Annotated in this window: 17 protein-coding genes and 1 pseudogene; 2 read left to right on the forward strand and 16 right to left on the reverse strand. The window is 72.4% G+C overall.

The window, feature by feature from the left end:
- The first annotated feature begins 82 nt into the window (after positions 1-82).
- Positions 83-718 carry a TetR/AcrR family transcriptional regulator gene (locus AB0A63_RS27965; protein ID WP_360396650.1) on the forward strand — a complete coding sequence of 212 codons (636 nt, stop codon included), beginning with the start codon at positions 83-85 and terminating at the stop codon, positions 716-718.
- A 186-nt stretch (positions 719-904) separates the two neighbouring features.
- Here the strand turns inward: AB0A63_RS27965 and AB0A63_RS27970 are convergent, their stop codons facing one another.
- From AB0A63_RS27970 to AB0A63_RS28045, 16 genes and pseudogenes are all read right to left on the reverse strand, one after another.
- The gene (locus tag AB0A63_RS27970) at positions 905-2,158 is read right to left on the reverse strand and encodes a cation:proton antiporter (protein ID WP_360396652.1); all 1,254 of its coding nucleotides are present in this window, start codon (positions 2,156-2,158) and stop codon (positions 905-907) included.
- 279 nt (positions 2,159-2,437) lie between these two features.
- On the reverse strand, positions 2,438-3,481 hold the full coding sequence (locus AB0A63_RS27975; protein ID WP_360396884.1) for an NAD(P)-dependent alcohol dehydrogenase: 1,044 nt from the start codon (positions 3,479-3,481) through the stop codon (positions 2,438-2,440).
- 72 nt (positions 3,482-3,553) lie between these two features.
- Positions 3,554-3,943: pseudogene (locus AB0A63_RS27980) on the reverse strand (SRPBCC family protein); the annotation flags it as partial.
- Positions 3,940-5,511 (reverse strand): aldehyde dehydrogenase, encoded by a 1,572-nt coding sequence (locus AB0A63_RS27985; protein WP_360396654.1) that lies wholly within the window; start codon positions 5,509-5,511, stop codon positions 3,940-3,942. The pseudogene AB0A63_RS27980 and the gene AB0A63_RS27985, both read right to left, overlap by 4 nt.
- Positions 5,508-6,953 (reverse strand): FAD/NAD(P)-binding protein, encoded by a 1,446-nt coding sequence (locus AB0A63_RS27990; RefSeq protein ID WP_360396656.1) that lies wholly within the window; start codon positions 6,951-6,953, stop codon positions 5,508-5,510. Before AB0A63_RS27990 ends, AB0A63_RS27985 begins: the two co-directional genes overlap by 4 nt.
- Positions 6,946-8,229 (reverse strand): GTP-binding protein, encoded by a 1,284-nt coding sequence (locus AB0A63_RS27995; protein WP_360396657.1) that lies wholly within the window; start codon positions 8,227-8,229, stop codon positions 6,946-6,948. The genes AB0A63_RS27990 and AB0A63_RS27995 overlap by 8 nt, the downstream gene beginning before the upstream one ends.
- Positions 8,229-9,143: a sulfate adenylyltransferase subunit CysD gene (cysD, locus tag AB0A63_RS28000; protein WP_360396659.1), complete on the reverse strand. Its 915-nt coding sequence runs from the start codon at positions 9,141-9,143 to the stop codon at positions 8,229-8,231. Before cysD ends, AB0A63_RS27995 begins: the two co-directional genes overlap by 1 nt.
- Positions 9,140-9,760 carry an adenylyl-sulfate kinase gene (gene cysC / locus AB0A63_RS28005; protein WP_360396661.1) on the reverse strand — a complete coding sequence of 207 codons (621 nt, stop codon included), beginning with the start codon at positions 9,758-9,760 and terminating at the stop codon, positions 9,140-9,142. The genes cysD and cysC overlap by 4 nt, the downstream gene beginning before the upstream one ends.
- Complete coding sequence (locus AB0A63_RS28010; protein ID WP_360396663.1) at positions 9,744-10,889, reverse strand: acyl-CoA dehydrogenase family protein; 1,146 nt, start codon at positions 10,887-10,889, stop codon at positions 9,744-9,746. The genes cysC and AB0A63_RS28010 overlap by 17 nt, the downstream gene beginning before the upstream one ends.
- A gap of 13 nt (positions 10,890-10,902) precedes the next feature.
- On the reverse strand, positions 10,903-12,540 hold the full coding sequence (locus tag AB0A63_RS28015) for an AMP-binding protein (protein ID WP_360396665.1): 1,638 nt from the start codon (positions 12,538-12,540) through the stop codon (positions 10,903-10,905).
- A 28-nt stretch (positions 12,541-12,568) separates the two neighbouring features.
- Positions 12,569-13,321 (reverse strand): SDR family oxidoreductase, encoded by a 753-nt coding sequence (locus tag AB0A63_RS28020; protein ID WP_360396667.1) that lies wholly within the window; start codon positions 13,319-13,321, stop codon positions 12,569-12,571.
- Entirely contained in the window at positions 13,321-14,238 is a 918-nt protein-coding gene (locus tag AB0A63_RS28025; RefSeq protein ID WP_360396669.1) for a sulfotransferase, read from the reverse strand. The genes AB0A63_RS28020 and AB0A63_RS28025 overlap by 1 nt, the downstream gene beginning before the upstream one ends.
- Entirely contained in the window at positions 14,238-15,128 is an 891-nt protein-coding gene (locus tag AB0A63_RS28030; RefSeq protein ID WP_360396671.1) for a family 3 encapsulin nanocompartment shell protein, read from the reverse strand. The genes AB0A63_RS28025 and AB0A63_RS28030 overlap by 1 nt, the downstream gene beginning before the upstream one ends.
- Positions 15,129-15,148: 20 nt before the next feature.
- Positions 15,149-15,937 (reverse strand): 2-amino-3,7-dideoxy-D-threo-hept-6-ulosonate synthase, encoded by a 789-nt coding sequence (locus AB0A63_RS28035; protein WP_360396673.1) that lies wholly within the window; start codon positions 15,935-15,937, stop codon positions 15,149-15,151.
- Positions 15,938-15,968: 31 nt separating this feature from the next.
- Complete coding sequence (locus tag AB0A63_RS28040; RefSeq protein ID WP_360396675.1) at positions 15,969-17,222, reverse strand: aspartate kinase; 1,254 nt, start codon at positions 17,220-17,222, stop codon at positions 15,969-15,971.
- A 282-nt stretch (positions 17,223-17,504) separates the two neighbouring features.
- Complete coding sequence (locus AB0A63_RS28045; RefSeq protein ID WP_360396677.1) at positions 17,505-20,330, reverse strand: LuxR C-terminal-related transcriptional regulator; 2,826 nt, start codon at positions 20,328-20,330, stop codon at positions 17,505-17,507.
- Between the two features lie 304 nt (positions 20,331-20,634).
- Between AB0A63_RS28045 and AB0A63_RS28050 the strand changes: the two genes are divergently transcribed.
- Positions 20,635-21,804: an MFS transporter gene (locus AB0A63_RS28050; protein WP_360396679.1), complete on the forward strand. Its 1,170-nt coding sequence runs from the start codon at positions 20,635-20,637 to the stop codon at positions 21,802-21,804.
- Positions 21,805-21,863 lie beyond the last annotated feature (59 nt).

Consider the following 21,863-nt stretch of genomic DNA (forward strand, 5'->3'; position numbering starts at 1 on the left):
TCACGGAATCGCGTGTCAGCTTCGGAACCGTATGTCAGTTTTGTGGTGATCACAAGGGATCGCAGGTCATAGACTCGGCGTCATGACGTCCAGCGCCCACCCGGTCAGCCGCGCCGAGCGCAAGAAGCAGGAGCTGCGCCGCGAGATCATCGACGCGGCCTTCGACTGCTTCGCCGAGACCGGCTACCACGCCACCGGCATCGCCGACGTCGCCGCGCGCCTGGGCATCGGGCACGGCACCTTCTACCGCTACTTCCAGAACAAGCGCGACATCGTCGACCACGTCATCGACGACCTCGTCGCCCGCGTCACCGGCGCCCTCACCGCAGAGAACGCCCCGGACGCCGTCTCCACCCTCGACGAGTACCGCGCCCAGTCCGCCCGGATCGGGGAGTCGCTGGCGCGGATCTTCACCGCGGACCCGCGGGTGCCGCGGCTGCTGCTGTTCGAGGCCCCCGGCATCGACCGCGCCATGGCCGACCGCGTCCTCGACCTCTTCGAGCTGGCCGACTCGCTGACCGCCGCCTACCTCTCCCACGGCGTGGAGCTCGGCTACCTGCGCGCGGACCTCGACGTCGCGAACACCGCGCGGGCCGTCAACGGCATGATCCTCGGCTCGGCGATCGCGTCGTTGCGCGCGCCGGGGGAGCAGGAGCAGCGGCGGTTGAGCGAGGCGGTGCGGCGGGTGATGTACGACGGGATCGCGGCACGCGGCTGACCGCGTCCTGATCGAAGCTCAAGCCTTCCCCAAATGAGATGCGCGTCACTCGTGCGGTCCCTAACCTCGGTTCATGAAACTGCTGCTCTGGTTCGCGCTGGCGTGCATCTGCGCGCTCAGCGGTGACCACGCGCTCGCAGCGGTCACCGTGATGCTGCTGGTCGCCTGCGCGACCGACCGGGTGCGTCACTGACCCTTCGACAGGAGCCGGGCCGTCGGCCTGGCCCCGATGCCGTGCACCAGCACGCTGCCGAGCACGCACACGATCGTGATCACCAGGATCGTGTCCGCGGCGTCGCCCTCCGGCAGCTTGTTGAACGCGAGCAACCCGAACACCACCGTGGTCGTCCCGCGCGGCCCGAGCGCGCCCACCAGCACGCGCTCGCGGCCGCGCAGCCGCGACCCGCCCAGCGCCAGCACCACCGGGACGAGCCGCACCACCGTGAGCACCGCGAGGCAGAACAGCAGGACCTGCCACGACACGCCGAGGGAGAAGGTCAGCACCGCGGCGATGCCGACGACGAACCACATGGTCATCGTCAGCAGCCCGGTGACGTCGTCCAGCAGGTGCAGGTCGTTGTTCAGCACGTCGGCCCTGATCTCCGCGCGGTCGGCGGCACCGGCGCGGACCCGGCGCGCCTTGAGCAGCCGGTGCACGTACCGGAAGGCGATGCCGCACACGAACGAGGCGACGAACCCGTTGCCGTCGATCGCGACCGTCGCGGTGTAGGTGAGCAGCGGTGCCAGCAGCACCGCAACGCGCCCGGACTGCGCCGTCACCCAGCCCGCCCGGTGCGCCCGGTCCATCAGCCACCCCAGCAGCAGGCCGAGGACCACGCCGACGACCACGGCCTTGACCGCGAACGGCAGCACCGTGGCCAGCGCCTCGACCGGCGAGCGCTCCTGGGTGTGGTCGCCGGCCAGCACGAGCGCGAACAGGAACAGCGGGGAGACGATGCCGTCGTTGTAGCCGCTCTCGACGTTCAGCGTGCTGCGCACCCGCACCGACAACGCCGGGTCGCGCACCACCCGCTCGGCCGCGGCGAAGTCCGTCGGCACCGTCACGCACGCGACCAGCAGCAGCACCGCCCACGACAGCGACGGGAACAGCAGCCAGCCCAGCACCGCCGCCAGGCCCAGGCTCAGCGGCATCGCGACGAGCAGCACCCGTGCCGCGGCACCGGGGTAGGCGCCCCACAGCCGGCCGGCGCGCACCTCGGTGGCGTCGGCGAACAGCAGCACCGCGAGGATGATCTCGGCGACGTGCTGGGCCGCCTCGGTGTTGAAGACCGCGGCGATGGAGTCCTCGTTGGCGAGCCCGACCGCGACGCCGGCGAGCACCATCACGACCGGTGCGCCGAGGTTCCAGCGGTCCAGCCGGGACGCCGCCAGCGAGCGGACGACCATGGCGAACGCGGCGGCGAGCAACAACGAGTTCATGCCGCCATCTTGACCCAGAAGTCCTAAGAGGACCCTGTTCGGCGCGAAGTGGGACGACCTCGTGTCCACGGTGAAGTCGATGGGCGCCGGAATTCGCCTGGAGCGCGCATCGGATAGTAAATAACCTCTATAACTTCAGTGCTATCTAAAACCAACCCTCTGCTCCGGGTGCCGCAAGTCCAGTCTTGTGCGCCAACAAGACCGCCTGTACGTGGCCGACCAGCGGGTGGTGAGCCCGTTCACCGGACGGTAGATCGCCCGGTGAACGGGCTCACCGGGCTACCTCTGAGCGGTCATGGTGGCCGTGTCGATCACGAACCGGTACCGCACGTCGCCGGCGACCACCCGTTCGAACGCCTCGTTGATCTGCGCGGCGTCGATCACCTCGACCTCCGCGCCGATGCCGTGCTCGGCGCAGAAGTCGAGCATCTCCTGGGTCTCGGCCATGCCGCCGATCTGGGAGCCGGCGAGCGAGGTGCGGCCCTGCAGCAGGGAGAACACGCTGACCTCCATGGACTCCTCGGTGATCCCGAGGCAGACCATGGTGCCGCCGTTGGCCAGCAGCGTCAGGTGGGAGTCTACATCGGACAGTCCGGAGACCGTGCACAGGATCAGGTCGAACGTGCCGGCGAGCTGTTCGAACGTCGCCGGGTCCTCGGTCGCGTGGTAGTGGGCGGCGCCGAGTCGCAGGCCGTCGTCCTTCTTGCGCAACGACCTCGACAGCACGGTCACCTCGGCGCCCATCGCGTGTGCGATCTTCACCGCCAGGTGCCCGAGTCCGCCCAGGCCCACGACCGCGACCTTGCGGCCGGGTCCGGCCTGCCAGTGCTTGAGCGGGGAGTAGGTGGTGATGCCCGCGCACAGCAGTGGTGCGGCCTGTTCCAGCGGCAACGCGTCCGGGATGCGCAGCACGAAGTGCTCGTCGGCCACGATGTGCGTGGAGTAGCCGCCGCGGGTGCGTTCGCCGCCCTGGTAGCTGTCCACGTCGGAGTAGGTCTCGACCGAGTCCGCGCAGTACTGCTCCATCCCGTCGGCGCACTTGTCGCACGACCGGCACGAGTTGACGATCACGCCCACCCCGACCCGGTCTCCGACGGCGTGGCGGGTCACCTCGGGGCCGATCTCGGTGACGACGCCGGCGATCTCGTGGCCGGGCACCATCGGGAACAGTTCCCTGCCCCAGTCGCCGTTGACCTGGTGGACGTCGGAGTGGCACACCCCGCAGTAGCGGATGTCGATCGCGACGTCGTTCGGGCCGAGTGGGCGGCGGGGGATGGTGGTCGGTTGCAGCGGGGCGCCGGCTGAGGGGGCGGCGTAGGCCAGCGCTGTGTGCTCGGACGGTTTCTGGTCGGTCAGGGCGCCGGAGAGGAGCTCCGCCGGACCGGCCAGTGCGTCGACGACGTCGGCGGCGGCGCGCAGCAGCACGCGGGCGAGCACCGGTTCGATCGCGCCGGCCAGGTGCGGCACGCTGGTGCGGAACGCCACCCGGTGCACGACGCGGCTGCCGGTGCCGTCGGGTTCGACCTCCCACGCGCCGCCGAAGTCGACGAAGTCGCCGCTGACCTGTTGGAACCGCACGACTCGCGCGTCGTGGTCGGCTTCGGTGCGCTGTGTCCAGCGGGCCAGTCCGCCGCGGAACCGCAGGGCGTACCGGTCGCCGTCGTCCGACGGTGCCACGGACTCGATGTCGGTGGCGGCGTCGGCGAAGCGGCCGGGGTGCAGCAGTTGGTCGAAGACCTCGTCGGCCGGTCGTGGTGTGCGCAGGACGACGCTGTGCTCGTTCACCGTGCTCCTCCCCGGTTGATGTTCACGCCCTGCAGGTGGGTCGTGCGCAGCATGAGGTAGTTGGCCTCGCCGAACACGCCGCCGGTGAGGCCGGTGCCGCCGTGGGTGGGCAGGAACGGGCGGAACGCGGAGTGCGAGTCGTTGATGTTGACCACGCCGCCGGAGGTCACTCCGGCGGCGACTTCGGCGACCAGTGATTCGTCCTGGACCCAGAAGGAGTTGCGCAGGCCGTAGCGGTTGGCGTTGACGAACCGCACGATCTCGTCGAACAGTCCGTCGTGCTCTTCGGGGACGACGACCGGCAGCAGCGGTGAGAACGTTTCCTCCCGCACCGCGGGCATGTCGCGGGCGCGGTCGAAGCCGTCGACCCGCAGCACGGCGGGTTCCACGAAGAAGCCCGTGTCCGATGGTGTCCCGTCGACTTCGAGTCGTCGTCCGCCGTGCAGCAGTGTCGCGCCTCGGCGCACGGCGTCGGCGATGTCGGCGAAGTAGGCGTCGGCCATCAGCACCGGTGTGAGCACCACTCCGGGTTCGTCGGGGTAGCCGGGTTTCGTGGCGGCTGCGGCGGCCACCAGTTTCTCCAGCAGCGCGTCGGCGATGGCCGGGTGTGCGATGACGTGGTTGGGGATGTTGCAGATCTGCCCGGATTGGCGGAAGTTCTCCGTGATCGCCGCCGCCGCGCTGTCGAGGTCGGCGTCGGCCCACACGACCACGCAGTCGTTGCCGGCGAGCTCCAGCACGGGTTTCTTGCCCGCGGCGATGGCGGCGCGTTCGAACTCCAGGCCCTTGGCGCTGCCGCCGACGTAGACGATGTCGTTGACGTGCGGGCTTGTGAGCCACAGGTCGGTCATCGGTGGTCCGCAGAGGATGTTGAGCACTCCGGTGGGTGCTCCGGCTTCTTCCAGCACGGGTACGACGACCTCGCGCAGTGCGTGGGTGGTGGCCAGTGGGACGCCGCGGGGGGCGCGCACCACCACGGCGTTGCCCGCGAGCAGTGCGGTTGCGCCGAACAGGGCGTTCGGGGTCGAGGCGTTCTGCGGTGGGTTCACGCACACCACGCCGTCGGGTACGCGTCGCACGATCGCCTGTCCGCCGCAGCCGCGGTGCTTGGTGGTCTGCATCTGCGATGCGCACCAGGTCAGCGTCTCGGCGCTGAAGTCGGCCCGCCAGTACTCGTCCAGTGTCGGGCCTGCCAGGTCGCGGGGCTGTCCTTCGGCCACCAGGAGTTCGACGATGTCGTCGCGCTTCTCCCGGAGTCGTTCGCCGATGCGCATCCCGATCTCCAGGCGGTCGCGCAGTGGCACCCGTGCCCACTCCGGTGCCGCTCGCGCTGCTGCTTCCAGTGCGTCGGTCGCCATCCGGTCGTCCGCCAGGGCGCATCCGCCGACCACGGCGGGTCCGGCGGTGCGCGGGTCGGTCAGACCGGCGTCGAGGTCGCGTTTGAGCGCGAGCGCCGGCATCGTGTCTTCCAGCACGGCCCGTGCCGTCACCGTGTGCACGTACCGGCCCTGTGGGTGCTCGACGTCCTTGCCGTCGATGTAGGCCGGGTACATCAGCAGGTCGTTCATGTCATCACCCCTCGTCGCACGTGCGCGGCGATCTCCGCCGCCTGCGCCCGGATCTCCGGTACCGCGGTGCTCTCGAACTCCTCGCCCCGGCGCAGCGCGCCGAGTGTGAACACCCGTCGTGGCGTGCCCCACCGGTCCAGCACGCGGCCGTCGGCGCCGGTCCGCACGCCGAGCCCGACCGGGTCGGGTCGCGCGGTGCCTTCCGCGACCAGCTCCCGCACCAGTGGGCCACCGTCGCGGCGGAAACCGGTCGCGTTGACCAGCCATCCCACCCGCAGCGCCTGTCCGCCGGTCAGGACGACTTCGAACCCGTCCTGCACGGGTGTCAGCGCTTCCACGCGGCCGCGGTGCAGCCGCAAGCGTCCTGAGGCGAGCAAGGCCCGCACCGCGCGGTGGGTGTCGGGTGCGGCTCGGTGCCGGTGCACGTTCCAGTAGTGGTGCACCCGTTCCAGGAACCGCCGTTGTTCTGCCACTCCCAGCTGTCGCCACAGCCGGCGGGTGTGCGGCCGGAGGTGGTCCACGAACTCGCGCCACCGCTCGGGGTCGGCGGACACGCAGCGGCGGGCGAACCGGAGCAGCTCGCCGAGCGAGCCGATCTGTTCCGGCGGGTCCGGGAAGGACGGTGCGCCCGGCTTGCGGCGGTGCGGGCGGGGGAGCAGTCCGTGCCGGGACACGGCGTGCAGCGGCGAGTCCGGTGCCAGGCTCACGGCGATGTCCATCATGGACAGTCCTGTGCCGAGCACCAGCACCGGTGCGCCACCGGTGTCGGGCAACGGTCCGGCCCACGGGTCCGCGACGTAGCGCGGTGACCCGTCGGGCAGCAGGTCGGCGAGCGGGTCGCCGCCGCCCGCGCCCGGTGCGAGGACGGCGAAGTCGGCGTGCACCGGCCCGGTGCGGGCCAGTTCCACGGTGACGCCGTCGTCGCGGGTGGACAGTCCGACGGCGGTGTCGGCGACGTGCCGCACCACGGCCTGGCGGTCTGCCTGCTGGTTCTCGGCCTGCTGTTCCTCGGCGGCCAGGGTCTGGGCCAGGTAGCGCCCGTAGTCCCGGCGGGGCAGGAACGCTCCCGGTTCTGCTCCGCTCCAGCGCACGAAGTGCTCCGGGTCGTCGTCGAACGCGCTCATCTTCTCGGCGACGGTGTTGAGCAGGTGCCCGGGGTCGCCGGTCCGGTACGCCCGGCCCGGCCCGAACTCGCCGCTGCGGTCCACCAGGACCAGCTCGACGGGGACGCCGGAGCGCAGCAGGTGCACCGCGGCCAGCGTGCCGCTCGCGCCCGCGCCGATGACGACGACCCGAACCCGCTCGTCGGTCACGGGGCGGTCCCGGTCGCCGGCGACGACCCGGTCGTGCTGACCCGTCACCGGGCGGCCGCCGGCGCCGTCCTGCTCACCGGCGGCCGCCCGGACGCGTTCTTCCGCGACGCCCCGGTCCCGCTCACCCATCACCGCGCCCGTCGGTCACCGCCGAGAGCGTGTCGCCGACCTGGCCCGCGGCGAGGGTGTTGCCGCCGTTGGGGTCGATGAGCAGGAACGCGCCGGTCGCGACGCAGTCGGTGTAGTCGTCGAACGGCAGGGCGTCGGCGACCTCCAGGCGCACCTGGCCGATCTCGTTGAGCTCCAGGCACTCCGGGTCGCGTTCGAGCACGAGCTCCTGCTCGTCGAACCGGGCGGCCAGGCTCGGGACCCGGCACTTCGTGGTGCGCGTGCCGTGCCTGAGCAGCACCCGCGCACCGGGGCGCAGGGGTTCCTCGGCGAGCCAGCACACGGTGGCGGTGAGCTCGGCGGCCAGCTCCGGCAGGCGGTCGGCGGCGGCGATCAGGTCGCCGCGGCTCACCGGCAGGTCGTCGGCCAGCGTGAGGGCCACCGGCTGCCCGACGGTCGCCTCGTCGACCGGGCCGTCGGGGGTGCCGATCTCGGTCACCGTCGAGCGGGTGCCGGCGGGTAGCACCACGACCTCGTCGCCGGTCCGCACGGCGCCGGCGGCGATCTGCCCGGCGTAGGCGCGGTAGTCGTTGTCGCCGTCGCGCAGCACGTACTGCACCGGCACCCGCAGGCCCACGTCGCAGCCGCGGTCGTCGGGCTGCACGGTCTCCAGGTGTTCCAGCAGTGTCGGTCCGTCGTACCACGGGGTGTTCTCGGAGCGGGTCACGACGTTGTCGCCGGTCAGGGCCGACAGCGGGATGGTGGTGATCTGCTCTGGCCGGAAGCCCAGCGACTGCGCGTGTGCGACGAACTCCTCGCGCACGGAGGTGTAGGTCTCCTCGGAGAAGTCGACCAGGTCGAGCTTGTTGACCGCGAGCGTGATGCCGGGAACGCCCAGCATCGCCATCACGGCCAGGTGCCGGCGCGTCTGGGGGAGCACGCCCTTGCGCGCGTCGGTCAGCAGCACCGCGTGGTCCGCGGTCGACGCACCGGTCACGGTGTTGCGCAGGTAGTGCACGTGACCGGGGGTGTCGGCGAGCACGAAGGTGCGTTTGGCCGTGGCGAAGTAGCGGTAGGCGACGTCGATGGTGATGCCCTGCTCGCGTTCGGCCCGCAGGCCGTCCACCAGCAGCGAGAGGTCGGGGTTGTCGAGCCCGCGTTCCTCGCTGCTGCGCAGCACGGCGTCGATCTGGTCGCTGAGCACGGACTTGGTGTCGTAGAGCAGCCTGCCGACCAGGGTGGACTTGCCGTCGTCCACGCTGCCCGCCGTCACCAGTCGCAACAGGTCGGACGTCATCAGAAGTACCCCTCCCGCTTGCGGTCCTCCATGGCGGCCTCGGACATGCGGTCGTCGGCCCTGCTGGCACCGCGCTCGGTGAGCCGGCTCGCCTTGATCTCCTCGATGATGTCGGTGACCGTGGCCGCGTCGGACTCCACGGCACCGGTGCAGGAACCGTCGCCGACGGTGCGGTAGCGCACGGTCTTCTCGACGGTCTCCTCGTCGTCGGCCGGACCACCCCACTGCCCGGAGGTCAGCCACATGCCGTCGCGCAGGAACACCTTGCGCTGGTGGGCGAAGTACAGCGAGGGCAGCTCGATGTCGCGGGCCTCGACGTAGCGCCACACGTCCAGCTCGGTCCAGTTCGAGATCGGGAACACCCGCACGTGCTCACCGGGGGAGTGCATGCCGTTGTAGAGGTTCCACAGCTCCACGCGCTGGCGGCGCGGGTCCCAGCGGCCGAAGCTGTCGCGGACGCTGAAGATCCGCTCCTTGGCCCGTGAGCGCTCCTCGTCCCGGCGGCCGCCGCCGATCACCGCGTCGAACTTCTGCTCGGTGATCGTGTCGAGCAGCGGCACGGTCTGCAGCGGGTTGCGCATCCCGTCCGCGCGTTCCTGCACCGCGCCCTTGTCGATCCAGTCCTGGACCTCCGCGACGTGCAGCCGCAGCCCGAAGCGGTCCACGATGTCGTCGCGGAACTGCAGCACCTCGGGGAAGTTGTGGCCGGTGTCGACGTGCACCAGGGTGAACGGCGGTGCGATGGGGGCGAACGCGCGCACCGCCAGGTGCACCAGGACCGTGGAGTCCTTGCCGCCGGAGAACAGCAGTGCGGGCCGGTCGAACTCGCCCGCCACCTCCCGCAGCACGTGGATCGCCTCGGCCTCCAGCTGTTCGATGCCGGTGACCGCTTTTTCCTTGGCCGGCGCGCTCATCGCAGCACCACCTCCCGGATGTCCTGTTCACGGCGTTCGGACTCGCAGCGCTCCAGGGCGCGTTCGATCATCTCGATGCTCTCCTGCACGCTCAGCGACGCGGTGTCGACGAGCACGTCGGGGGAGGCGGGTGCCTCGTAGACGTCGCTGACCCCGGTCATCGCCTCGACCTGGCCGGCGTCGGCCTTGGCGTAGAGGCCCTTGACGTCGCGTTCGGCGCACACCTGCACCGGTGCGTCGACGTAGACCTCGACGAACGTCAGCCCCGCCGCCTCGTGCGCGGCGCGGACCTCCTCGCGCACCTCGCGGAACGGTGCGATCACCGACACCACCGACAGCACGCCGTGGGAGGCGAGCATGGCGGCGAGCTTGCCGATGCGGCGGATGTTCTCGGTGCGGTCGTGCTTGCTGAACCCCAGCTCGGGGAAGAAGTCCTTGCGCACGGCGTCACCGTCGAGGTGCTGCACCGCACGGCGGTCGCGCAGCCGCTCGACCAGCTCCCGGCCCAGTGTCGACTTGCCCGAGCTGGGCAGCCCGGTCAGCCACAGCGTGGTGGTCACGTGTTCCTCCTTGTCCAGTCGTGGTTTCGGTCCGGGCCCGTCAGGGCGCGTGCTCACGGCCCAGCAGCTCCCGTGCCACCACGAGCTTGGTGGCGTTCTCGGTGCCGTCGGCGATCTCCTGCCCGATGGCGTCGCGCACCCGCCGGCTCGCCGGGTGCTCGTCGCTCCAGCCGCGGTGGCCGAGCGTGAGCAGCGCCTGGTGCGCGGCGTCGACACCGACGCGCGGTGCCCACCACTTGGCCATGTTCGCCTCGGCGCGGTGCGGCAGCCCTGCGTCGGCGCGCCACAGCGCCTCGAACGCGAGCAGCCGGGCCGCGTGCACCCGTGTGGCGTGTTCGACCAGTGGGAACGCCACGCCCTGGTGCTTGCCGATGACCTGCCCGAACGACTCGCGCTCACGGGCGTAGGCCAGTGCGTCGTCCAGTGCGGCCTGGGCGTTGGCCACGGCCAGCACGGCGATCAGTGCGCGGGAGTGGTCGAAGCCGCGCATCACCCCGCTGAAACCCTCGCCGACACCGCCGACGACCTCGTCGTCCGCGGCGCGCACGCCGTCGAAGTGCAGCGTGGCCCGGCCTCCCGCGCGCACACCGAGGTCGGTGAGCCGTTCGCGGGAGATGCCGTCGCGGTTGAGCGGGACGAAGAACGCGGTCACACCGCGCGCCCCGTCCTCGCCGGTGCGGGCGAACACCAGCCCGTGGGTGGCGTGCATCCCGAGCATGATCGAGGTCTTGGTGCCGGTGAGCAGCCAGCCCTCGCCGTCGCGTTCGGCGCGCAGCTCGATCGCGGCCGCGTCCGTGCCGTGCTCGGGTTCGGTGAGCACCAGTGCCACCACCGAGTCACCCGAGGCGACCGCCGGCAGCCACCGGCTCTGCTGCTGCGCGGTGCCGCTGCGGCCGATGATGCCGCCGATCAGCGCCGCGTTGAGCACCGGGTAGCACGCCGTCGCCTCGGCGCGGGCCAGCTGCTCCACCGCGATGCCGACCTCGACCGCGCCCAGCCCGCGGCCGCCGTGCTCCTCGGAGATCGCCAGACCGGTCAGCCCGGCCCGGCCCAGCTCGGCGAAGAACCCGGACCAGAACGTGCCCTCCCGGTCGTCGAGTGCCGCGTGCCGGGCGATGGTGTCCTGGGCGAACGCGCGGACCTTGTCGGCCAGCGCCTGTTGCTCGTCGGTGAACGAGAAGTCCATCTCCTGCCCTCCCTCAGCCGCTGACCAGCTGCTCGCGCAGCTTGAACTTCTGGACCTTGCCGCTGGGCGTCGTCGGCAGCTCACCGACGTGCTCGACGCGTTCGGGCCAGTACTGCTTGGCCATGCCCAGCCCGTCGAGGTGCTCGCGCAACGCCGGCAGCTGCGGTGGCTCGCCCTGTGCCACGATCACCGCGCACGCCCGCTCACCGAGCCGGTCGTCGGGGTAGGCCACCACCGCGACGTCCTTGATGTCGGGGTGGCGGCGCAACGCCGCCTCGACCTCCACCACGGGCACCTTCTCGCCGCCGCGGGAGATCACGTCCTTCTCCCGCCCGGCGATGCGGATGCCGCCGTGTCCGTCGTCGCGGGCCAGGTCACCGGTGTCGAACCAGCCGTCGGCGGTCACGTTGTCCGCGTAGACCTCCGGGCGTTCGAAGTAGCCCAGGCACTGGGTCGCGCCCCGCACCTGCAGCCTCCCCGTGGCTCCCGGCTCGACCAGGGCACCGTCCTCGTCGACGATGCGGACCTCCATGCCCGGCACCGGGGAGCCGTCGCTCTCGGCGGCCCGCATCTGCGGGTCCTCCGGCCGGGTGATCGTGGGGGCGCCGTTCTCGGTCATGCCCCACAACGCGTACAGCCGGCAGCCCAGCACGTCGCGGGCCTGCTCGACCAGCACTGGTGGGATCGGCGCGCTGCCGGTGGCGAACGTGCGCAGGCTCGACAGGTCGCGCTGCTGCTCGCGCTGGCGGTCGATCAGGTCCACCAGGAACGGTGGCGCGCCCATGAAGAACGTGACCTGCTCGGTTTCGAGGACGCGCAGCATCAGGTCGGCGTCCCAGTTGTCGATGTGCACGCACGTGGCGCCGAGCAGCAGCGGCATCGTGAAGTTCCACGTCCACCCGGCGTTGTGGGTGGTGGGGGAGCCCATCGCGGTGACCTCGTCGTCACGCAGGTGCAGCGCGTCGATCTGCATGCGGTTGGTGGCGTGCAACGTGTTGTGGCTGTGCATCACGCCCTTGGGCTCACCGGTCGTGCCCGAGGTGAACATGACGTAGGCCAGGTCGTCGGGCTTGGCCTCACGGCCCTCGATGTCACCGAAGACCGCGCCCTCGGTGCCGGGTTCGCCCAGCAGCGCGGTGTCGAAGTCCCGGGCGTCACCGAGGTCGGCGTCCGAGCCGGCGGCGCCGACCAGGACACGTTCCCTGATCGACGCCACCTCGCGGGCGACCTCCTCGCTGAGACGGGCGTGCGAGAAACCGCGGTGCTCGACCGGTCCGATGTAGACCGGGCTCTTCGTCAGGGTCGTCATGAACGCCAGCTCGCGGCGGCGCATGATCGGCAGCACCGGTCCGGCGACCGCGCCGATGCGGGCGCACGCCAGCGTCGTCGCGAGCAGCTGCCAGGAGTTCGGCAGCTGCAGCGTCACCACGTCACCGCGTTCGACGCCGAGGCCGGCCAGTCCCGCCGCGATCCGCTCGACTCGGCGTTCCAGTTCGGCGTAGGTCAGCGTCTCGGTGTCGCGGCCGTCGGTGTGCCACACGACGACCGCGCGCCGGTCGGGGTGCTCCCGCGCCGCCCGGCGCAGGTCGTCGACGAGCGTCTCGTCGGTGCGCCACCACCCGTTGGCGCGGTAGGTCTCGGCCAGGTCCATCGTTCTCACTCCTGTCGCGGGGTCGTGGTCACACCGGCGCGCGCGTGTTGCCGCCGTCGACCAGCAGCAGCGCGCCCGTGACGAAGGCGGCCTGCCGGGAGGCGAGGAACGCGGCCAGCGCACCGAAGTCGTCCGGGTCGCCGACGCGGCGCAGCGGTACCTCGGCGGCCGCGGCGGAGGTGTCCTCACCGGACGGTCCGCGCAGCGCCGGGGTGTCGTGGTAGCCGGGTGCGAGGACGTTGACCGTCACACCGCTGTCGCCGAAGGCGTGCACGAGGTTGCGGGCGTAGGACAGCACCCCCTGCCGGGCCACCCCGGACAGCACGTTGTGCGGCATCGGCTGGCGCACCGCCTCCGAGGTGATCATCAGCACCCGCCCGTCGCGGCGCAGGTGCGGTGTCGCCGCCTTCACCAGCGCCACGTGGGGGATGAGCGCGGTGTCGACGGCCCGGCGGTAGTCCTCGGGCCCGAAGTCGGCGACCGGGCCCTGCACGACCCCGCCGGTGTGGCTGACCACGACGTCGATCCCGCCGAACTCGGCCACGGCGCTGTCCACCCAGCGCTGCACCGCGCCGTCGATGCCGACGTCGGCGATCTGGGCGTGCACCCGGCCACCGCCCAGCGCCTCCAGCTTGCCGCGCGCCTCGGTGAGCCGGTCGCGGTCGCGGCCGCAGATCGACACGTCCGCACCCTCGGTCACCAGGGCGCGGGCCACACCGAGCCCGAGGCCGCTGCTGGCGCACGCCACGAGGGCGACCTTGCCGTCCAGTCCGAGGTCCATCAGCCCTCCCTGCCCGCGCGCACCGGGTAGCCGTAGCGCACCAGCTGCGGTGCCGCGGCGGCCGTGGTGAACGCCCTGGGCTTCCACGGCAGGTCGGTGCGCCACCGGCCGTCGGCCTTGATCAGCACCTGACCGTGGTGGAAGCGGTCCGGGTTGCCGGTCACCGTGTGGTTCACGCCCAGCTCGACCGTGCCGCCCGCGGTCACCGGGACGCTGCCCGGGATGCCCGCGAACGCCATCACCTCACCGATCACCTCGTCCGGGCGTGCGGAGAAGTCCTCGTGACGCACCCGCAGGTACCGGTCGTGGCCGGCCAGCGCCAGCAGGTCGGAGGCGGCGTTGACCGCGCTCCAGTAACCGGTGCTGCGGGCCGCGCTCATGCGCGTCACGTAGCTCTTGTCCTTGCGGTAGGAGTGCGCGGTGGCCCGTGCGTCGCGGACCACGTGCAGCACCCGCACGTCCAGGTCGTCACGGCCCAGCAGCGCCGCGGCCTCCGCGGGGTACTTCGAGCTGTCCACGACCACCTCGGCACCGGCGGCGCGTGCGGCGGCGCGGTAGAGCTCGGTGGTCACCCCGGTCACCCACCGCACGTCCGGGGGTGTGCGCAGCGGGCCGAGCGACTCCGCCAGGCGCAGCGGGGTGTGGCGGGCGCGCAACCGGGTGGCCTGCACGGCCTCCACCGCCTCGGCGACGTGCCGGTCGGCGGCCACCTCCTCGGCCAGCACCTGCGACCACACCGGGCAGCCGGTCAGCGGTTCACCGCAGCCGCAGCTGGAGTTCGTGCCCCGCGTGAGGATGCCGTTGCGCCACAGGTAGTGCAGCTCGCCCACGTGGACCGCGTGCGGGGTCTCGTTGAGGACGTTGCCGATCATCGTGCTGCCGCAGCGCATCATGCCGGTGACGTAGAGGACCCGCATCAGCGCGCACCCTCCTGCTCCACGAGCACGAAGTGCTGCGGCAGGTGCACCGCGAGACCCATGCGGCTGCCCGCCTCCAGCAGGTCACCGCCGTCCGGGGCGGCACCGCGGCGCAGCGTCAGGTGCGAGATGCCGGGGTCCAGGAACGTGGTGGCGGCGCGGAAGTCACCGAGCAGCACCTGGTGCTCCGGGATCATCCTGGTCCGCGCGATCCGCACGCCCGCCTCGGCGAGCCGGCCCAGCAGCCCGGACTCCACGGCCTGCCAGTACACGGCGTTGTGCGCCACGATCCCGTCGCACGACCCACCGGTTTCCTCGACCAGTGCCGCCGCCCTGGTGAGCAGGTCCACCGGCCGGCAGTCGACGGTCATGCGGCGGGCCTCCGGCAGCTCCAGCAGACCGGGCACCGCGCCGTCGTCGCTGCCGCGCAGCAGCACCTGGTTCTCCGTGGTGCCGAACCGCACGATCAGCCGGAAGTCGATGAACGCCGCCAGCAGCCGCGGGTGCTCCAGCAGGCCGGCGGGCACCGGCAGCGACACCCCGATGTCGGTGAGCTTCGCCGCGTCCAGCAGCGGCTGGAACCCCGCCTCCGGGGTCGTGTCGAACGTGACGCCCGAGCGTTGCCCGCGGTCGGACTCCGGCTGCGGTTCCCGCACGAACGGCGTGTCGCCGTCGCGGACCGTCGCCATCTTCATCAGCTGCCGCACGGTGAACCGCGGTCGTTCGGCGAACAGCGGGAACGCCGTGGGCAGGTAGCCGCGGTAGGTGACGGTCACGTCCTCCGCGCGGTTGCCGAACGCCGCGGCCTGTGCGAACTCCGAGCCGGGCGAGCTCTCGGTCATCGCCGGGTCGGCCAGCAGCTGCCGCATCTGCTTGATCTGAGCAGTCATGAGTGCCTTTCCTCCCCGGTTCAGGCCGCGATCGCCATGCGGCCGTGCACGACGTCACCGATGTCCCTGGCCAACCGGCCGGGAGTGGGGTGCTGGAAGATGTTGCGGCCCATGGCGAGCCCGGCCGCTCCCGCCCGCATGGTGGCGGCGACGCGCTGCAGCAGCTCCCGCCGGTCGTCCACCGGTGCCCCGCCCGCGACCAGCACGGGGATCGGGCAGGCGCGCACCACGTCCGACAACGCGTCCGCCGTGCCGGGGTAGGTGACCTTCACCAGGTCCGCGCCCAGGTCCGCCGCGAGCGTGGCGGAGTGCCGCACCAGCTCGGTGTCGGTGCCGTCGTCGATCTGCGGGCCGCGGGCGTACATCATGGCCAGCAGCGGCACACCCCAGCGGTCGGTCTCCTCCGCGGTGCGGGCGAGGTCGGCGATCTGCTCGGCCTCCTGCTGCGAGCCCATGTTCACGTGCACGCTCACCGCGTCCGCGCCCAGCCGCAACGCGGCCTCCACGCTGGTGACGAGGTACTTGGCGTCCGGGTCGGGGGCGTGTGCGGTGCTCGCGCTCAGGTGCACGATCAGGGAGGTGTCGACGAACAGCTTCGGGTCGAGGTGGCGGACGGTGCCCTTGTGCAGCACCACCGCGTCGACCTTGGCGGCGACGAGCTGGCCGATCAGGTCGCCCAGGGAGTCGTCGGGGGTCACCGGTCCGTCGGCGACGGAGTGGTCGAGCGGGACGACCAGCAACCGCCCGTCGCCGTTGCGGTCGATGCGGTTCAGGCGCAGCTTCGCGCCGAAGGATTGCGGCTGGTTCACCGGAACTGGCTCCTTTCGCACAGTGGTGGGGTCAGGCGGGCAGTGCGCTGTCGGGGTCGTGCAGCCCGAAGCGCTCGTGCAGCGTCCGCACGGCGTCGTGCACGCGGTCGCGGGCCACCAGGAACGTCGTGCGTTCCTGGCTGCACGACACGCATTCGGCCGGGATGCCCGCTGTTGTCAGGGCGTTGAGGCCCAGCGCGGTGAGGCCGGGCCGGCTGAGCAGGCCGGTGCCGACGGCGCAGACCCGGCCGAGGTCCTGGCGCAGGGTGACCGCGCAGTCGTCGTCGGGCAGCTCACCGCGCACCGCGCCGGCCGCGTCGTCCGCGGCGGTGTCGGTGACGCAGAACCGCATCCGCAGCGGAGCGCCGCGGTGCGACAGCCACTGCACCGAGTCGACCGCGATTCCCAGGCGCGCCACCGCTTCCAGCACGCGCGCACCGCCGTCGGCCGGGTCCCGCCCTGCCTCGACCACGACCTGGGTGACCTTGTCGTCGTGGGTCACCGCCACCACACCGGCGCGTCCTTCCAGGACGTCCGAGTCGAGCATCGCCGCTCTCCCTCCGAAGATCGTGCTTCCCTCGCCGAGCCCGGCCGAGTCGCGCACCACGATGTCCACGCCGTGCGCCGCGGCCAGCTCGACCGACCGCGGGTGCAGCACCCGTGCGCCGGAGAACGCCATCTCGGCCATCACCGCGGCCGGCAGCCGCTGCAACAGCCCGGCACCGGGCACCACCCTGGGATCGGCGCTGGCGACTCCGAGGACGTCGGTGTAGATCTCGCACACCGGCGCGCCGTGGGCGACGGCCAGCGCGACCGCCGAGGTGTCCGACCCGCCGCGGCCCAGCGTCACCACCGCGCCCTCCTCGTCGAGGGCCTGGAAACCGGCCACGACCACGACGTGGCCGCGGTCGAGCCACTGCCGCACCGTGCCGGTGTCGATCGAGGCGATCACCCCGGCACCGGGCGGGCCCACCGCCTTGAGGCCGGCCTCCGGCCCGGACAGCGACACCGCCGGCACGTCCAGCTCGCGCAACGCGATGGCGAGCAACGCCGCGGAGGCCAGCTCACCGGTGGCGAGCAGCTTGTCGGTCTCCCTCGGGTCCGGTGACGTGCTGACCGCCGTGGCCGCCCGGACCAGCTCATCGGTCGTGGCACCCCGTGCGGACACCACGACGACCACCTCGGCGCCGGCCCGGTGGGTCTGCGCCACTCGCCGCGCCACCGCCGCCACCTGGGCGTCGTCGGCCAGCGAGCTGCCCCCGTACTTCTGGATGCTGATCTGCATGCCACTCCGTCCGGAATAAGTCCAGAAGGGAAGTCGAATTCGCTCAGAACCGGTCCGAGCAGCGCCACTCGTGGTGGGCTCGAACTCGTCGCGAATTAGAAGTTCCCCGTGGCGGGGGTCCGTGAAGCTCGCTCAAATCCATGAACCTGCGCGCGGCGAATGCCGAATGCGTGCGGCGCTTCTCACGTGAATGAGTGAGGCCAGATGGCGGCGAAAGAAAAAGAACGCCCGCCGGTGGCACCGGCGGGCGTTCGGAGGTCGGGGGACGGGGGCGGGGGTCGGTCAGGGGGTGCGGCGGGGTGCGCGGTCGCGGTCGTGGGCGATGACCTGCAGCGCCAGCTCGACCCGGTTGGTGACCTGCAGCTTCGTGAACGCGTTGCGCACGTGCGTGCCGATGGTGTTGGGGGAGAGGGTCAGCCGGGTGGCGATCGCCTTGTTCGTCAGGCCCTGGGCGACCAGCCGGGCCACCCTCACCTCGGTCTCGGTGAGGCTCGCCCACAGCTCCAGCGACGGCTCCGGCACCGCCTCCCGCGGCGGGCGGGTCTGCCGGGGGCCGTCGGCGAGGTAGCTGCCGGTGCGGCCGGGGGCCAGCGGGACACCGCACGCCGCCCACGTCTGCCGTGCCTGCTCCAGCAGCTCACGGGCCCGGTCGGGGTCGTCGTGGGCACGGGCCAGCCTGCCCGCGTCGGCCAGTGCGGCCGCGGCGGCCGCCCGCCGGTCGCTCAGCCGGTTCAGCTCCGCGGCGCGGACCACCGCGTCCGGGTCACCGTCGCGCAGGCCCGTGGCGTGCGCGGCCGCGGCGGCCACGCCCAGCACACCGGGGTTGAGCTCGCTGAGCTGCTGCGCGACCCGCACGACCTGGTTGACGCGGTGCTCGTCGGCGCGCCGGCGGGCCAGCCCCACCAGCACCGGTGCGACCGGTGACGGCGCGGTGGCCGTGATCGCCAGCAGGTCCGCGCCGCTGAGCAGCCCCTCGGCGACCTCGGCCGCCTCGTCGTGCCGGTCAGCCGCGCACAGCCACAGCACCCGCCGCCACGCCAGCCGGGCCGCCCCGGCACCGCGGCCGCCGACCTGCTCGGCCTCCTGCAGGTTCGCCTCGGCCGCCCCCAGGTCACCCAGCCCCGTGCGGATCTCCGCGAGCAGCAGCAACGCCCGCCCCAGCAGCGGCGTGAACGGCCGGTCCCTGGCGCTGCGCACCGCCAGCTCGGCATCGGACTCCGCGGTGCGCAGCCGGCCGCTGGCCAGGTGCGCCCTGGCCCGGTGGTACTGCCAGCGCGGCATCGGCCACGCCGTCCCCAGCTGGGCCGACTCACCGGCCACCACGGTCAGCGTCGAGTGCACCTCGTCGAACCGGTCCAGCGCCACCAGCGGCGCGCACAGCCACAACCGGGAGTGGTGCCTGCGCGGGAACGGCCCGGTCCGGTCGGCCTCCCGCACGGCGGCCCTGGCCAGCTCCAGCGACCGGCTCAGCTCACCGCGGCGCAACGCGACCTGCGCCCGTGCCGCGGACCCGAACACCACCGCCTCACCACCGGCTGCCCGCGCCCGTGCCGCGGCGCTCTCCGCAGCGTCGGTGTGCCCGGCGGCCGCGAGCCGGTAGGCCTGCACCGCCGCGAGGTCGGCCCGGTGCTGGTCGTCGAGGTCCGGCCGGGCCAGCGCACGCCGCGCGTACTCCACGACCACGTGGTCGTGACCGGGGTCGCGGCCGTCGGCCAGCTCGCCCAGCGCGCAGACCAGCCGCGTCTGCGTGGCGGGGCCGGGCACCCGGCTCAGCGCCCGCACCGCCAGGTCCCAGGCCTCACCCGTGCGCCCGGCCAGCGCGAGCAGCCGCACCGCCTCCACCACCAGCTCGTCACCGCCGGGGTGGTCGTCACCGACCACGTCCAGCAGCTTCACCGCCAGCTCAGCGGCCTCGACCGGGCCACCGGTGCGTTCCCGCACGGCCTTGCGCAGCGCCTCGACCACCGCGGGCGAACCCCGGCGGCCACCGCGTTCGAGGTGGCGCACGACCTCCGCCGGCGCACCGCCCTCCGCGGCGACGACGTCGGCGGCCTCGCGGTGCAGCGCGACCCGCACCGGCTCGGCCAGCCCCGCGTACACCACCCGGCGCACCAGCTCGCTGCGGAAGGCCAGGCCTCCGGCATCCGGTGCCAGCACCCCGGCCTCGACCAGCTGCGCGGCGGCCTGCAGCAGCTCGGGCACCGGCTTGCGCAACAACGCGGCCGCCTCGTGCACGGTGAACGCCCTGCCCAGCACCGCACCGGCGTGCAGCACGGCGGTGGGTGTCGCGGCCAGGTCACCCAGGGCGGCGCGGACGTCCGCGACCAGCCAGGACGGCAGCGGCTGCCGGTCGGCGTCGGCGGCGAGCACCGCCGTACCACCGCCGACCTGGATGTGCCCGGCCTCGTGCAACGCGCGCAGGACCCGTTCCGCGTCACCGTCGACGTCCGTCGCGATCGCGACCACCGCCGGGTCGGGCTCGGCGCCGAGCACCTGTGCGCACAGGCGCCGCGCGTCGTCCCCGGTCGGCCACCGCGCGGGCAGCAGCCGCGCACCGGCGTCCAGGAGCACGTCGACGACCCCGCGCACGGCGGGGGAGGCCTGCGCCGGGCGCAGCGAGAGCAGCCACAGCACCGGGGTGGTCGCCAGACCGGGGATCAGCACCCGCAGCGCCAGCGCCGTCGCGTCGTCGGCGTGGTGGAAGTCGTCCAGGCACACCAGCACGCCACCGTCACCGGCCAGCCCCACCAGCTGTGCTCTGACCTGCCGCAACGCGGTCAGGTGGTCGACGTCGAAGTCGCGGTGGGCGTCGGGCACCCCGGCGCTGAGCGCCGCTCTGAGCGTGGACAGCGGTGCCACCCGGTCGACGTGGGTCGCGCGCCCGTGCACCACTCTCGTGCCCCTGCGCGCGGCCTCGGCCCGCGCGTGCCCGACCAGCGCTCTGCGCCCCAGCACGCCGTGCTGCTCGGCAACGAGCACGCTGCCCTCGCCGCGTTCGAGTGCGGCGAGGGCAGCGGTGACGAGCTCGGGGCTGCCGGGTGTTCGCGGTGCTCCCGGTGTTCGCGGTGTGGACGGTGCTGTGGCGGGCTGCTCGACGTCCTTGAGCACAGAGGTCCTCCCCGTCGGCGGACGTGGCGCGTCGTCACCCTCAGGCGCCGCGGTACTACTGCACGTACCCACTCGCTCACCCGCTTGAACCGCCCATCCAGGTGCTAATCGGACATCCGTGGCTGGGCTGATCCCGTGACGACTTTGGTTGGTCCTACGTGCGAAAATACGCGCAGATCCACCGGACCCGCGCCGAATGCCTGCGGGACCCCGTAGTCCGTCACGGGGAAATTTGCTTAGCCGTGAAGCGAGCTGAGAACCCTCTGCGCAATTGCGTTGTCAACGCGCACGCCTGGAGGGGGCAGTGAAGAGGATTTGGATATGGGCTTTGTTCAGCGGCGCGTTCGCGGTGGCGTGCACCGAATTCGCCGTCGTCGGACTGCTGCCCCAGATCGCGCGTGACCTGAACGTGTCGGAGGCGGCCGCGGGCCAGCTGGTGACGCTCAACGCCGTCGCGTTCGCCATCAGCGCCCCGGTGCTCGCCGCCGCCTGCCACCGGATGGACCGGCGCAAGGTCCTGTTCGGCGCGCTCATCGTGTTCGCCGTCGGGCACCTCACCGCCGGGCTCGCACCCAACTACGCGGTCCTGCTGGGCTCGCGCATCCTCTCCGGCGCCATGATGGGCCTCTACCTGGCCACCGCCATCGGTGCCGCCGCCCGCCTGGGCGGGGAGGAGAAGCGCGCCTCGAAGATCGCCACGATCCAGGCCGGCGTCAACACCGCCACCGCGCTGGGCGTGCCCATCAGCACCCTGCTCGGCCATCAGATGGGCTGGCGGGTCCCGATGCTCGTCATCGGCGGCATGGCGTTGCTGTCACTGGCGTTCATCGCCATCGCACTGCCGCCCACCGGTGCCGACGACGGCCCGCCGCTCAAGGTCCGCCTGCGCGCCATCCGCACCGCGCCCGTGCTCATCGGCCTCGCCGCGATCACCCTGTTCTGGGGTGCCTCGTTCACCGTCTACACCTACCTCGTGCCACTGCTGGAACAGCGCGCAGGCCTCGACAGCACGATGGTCATCGTCGTGCTCGTCATCGCCGGTGTCTGCGCCGTGGTCGGCAACGTCATCGGCGGCAAGGGAGCCGACACCGACTCCCGCAAGACGCTGCTCATCACCTCCGCCATCACCTCCGTGGCCCTGCTCGCCGTGCTGCCGATGTCCACCAGCGCCCTCCAGACCATCGCGCTCGTCGTGGTGTGGCAGCTGGCCGCCTGGTCGTTCGTCCCGGCGGTGCAGGCCGCGCTGTTCCAGGCGGCGGGGGAGGGCGGCGAGCTCGCGGTCTCGTTCGCCGTCTCGGCGTTCAACATCGGCATCGTCGCGGGCGCAGGCTTCGGCGGCATCGCACTCGACCAGTTCGGCCTGCCCGGCGTGGCCGTGCTCGGCGCGGCACTCAGCCTCGTGGCACTGGGCTTCGTCGTGCTGCTCGTCCGCCAGGTCGCGCGCCGCGAGCTCGCGGACACCACAGCGAAGTAACAGCACCGCGGTGAGGCCAGCCGGTCGTGACCGCCGTGACCCCTGCACCACCGGATCGA

It is taken from the genome of Lentzea sp. NPDC042327, assembly GCF_040647275.1.
Lineage (GTDB): Bacteria > Actinomycetota > Actinomycetes > Mycobacteriales > Pseudonocardiaceae > Lentzea.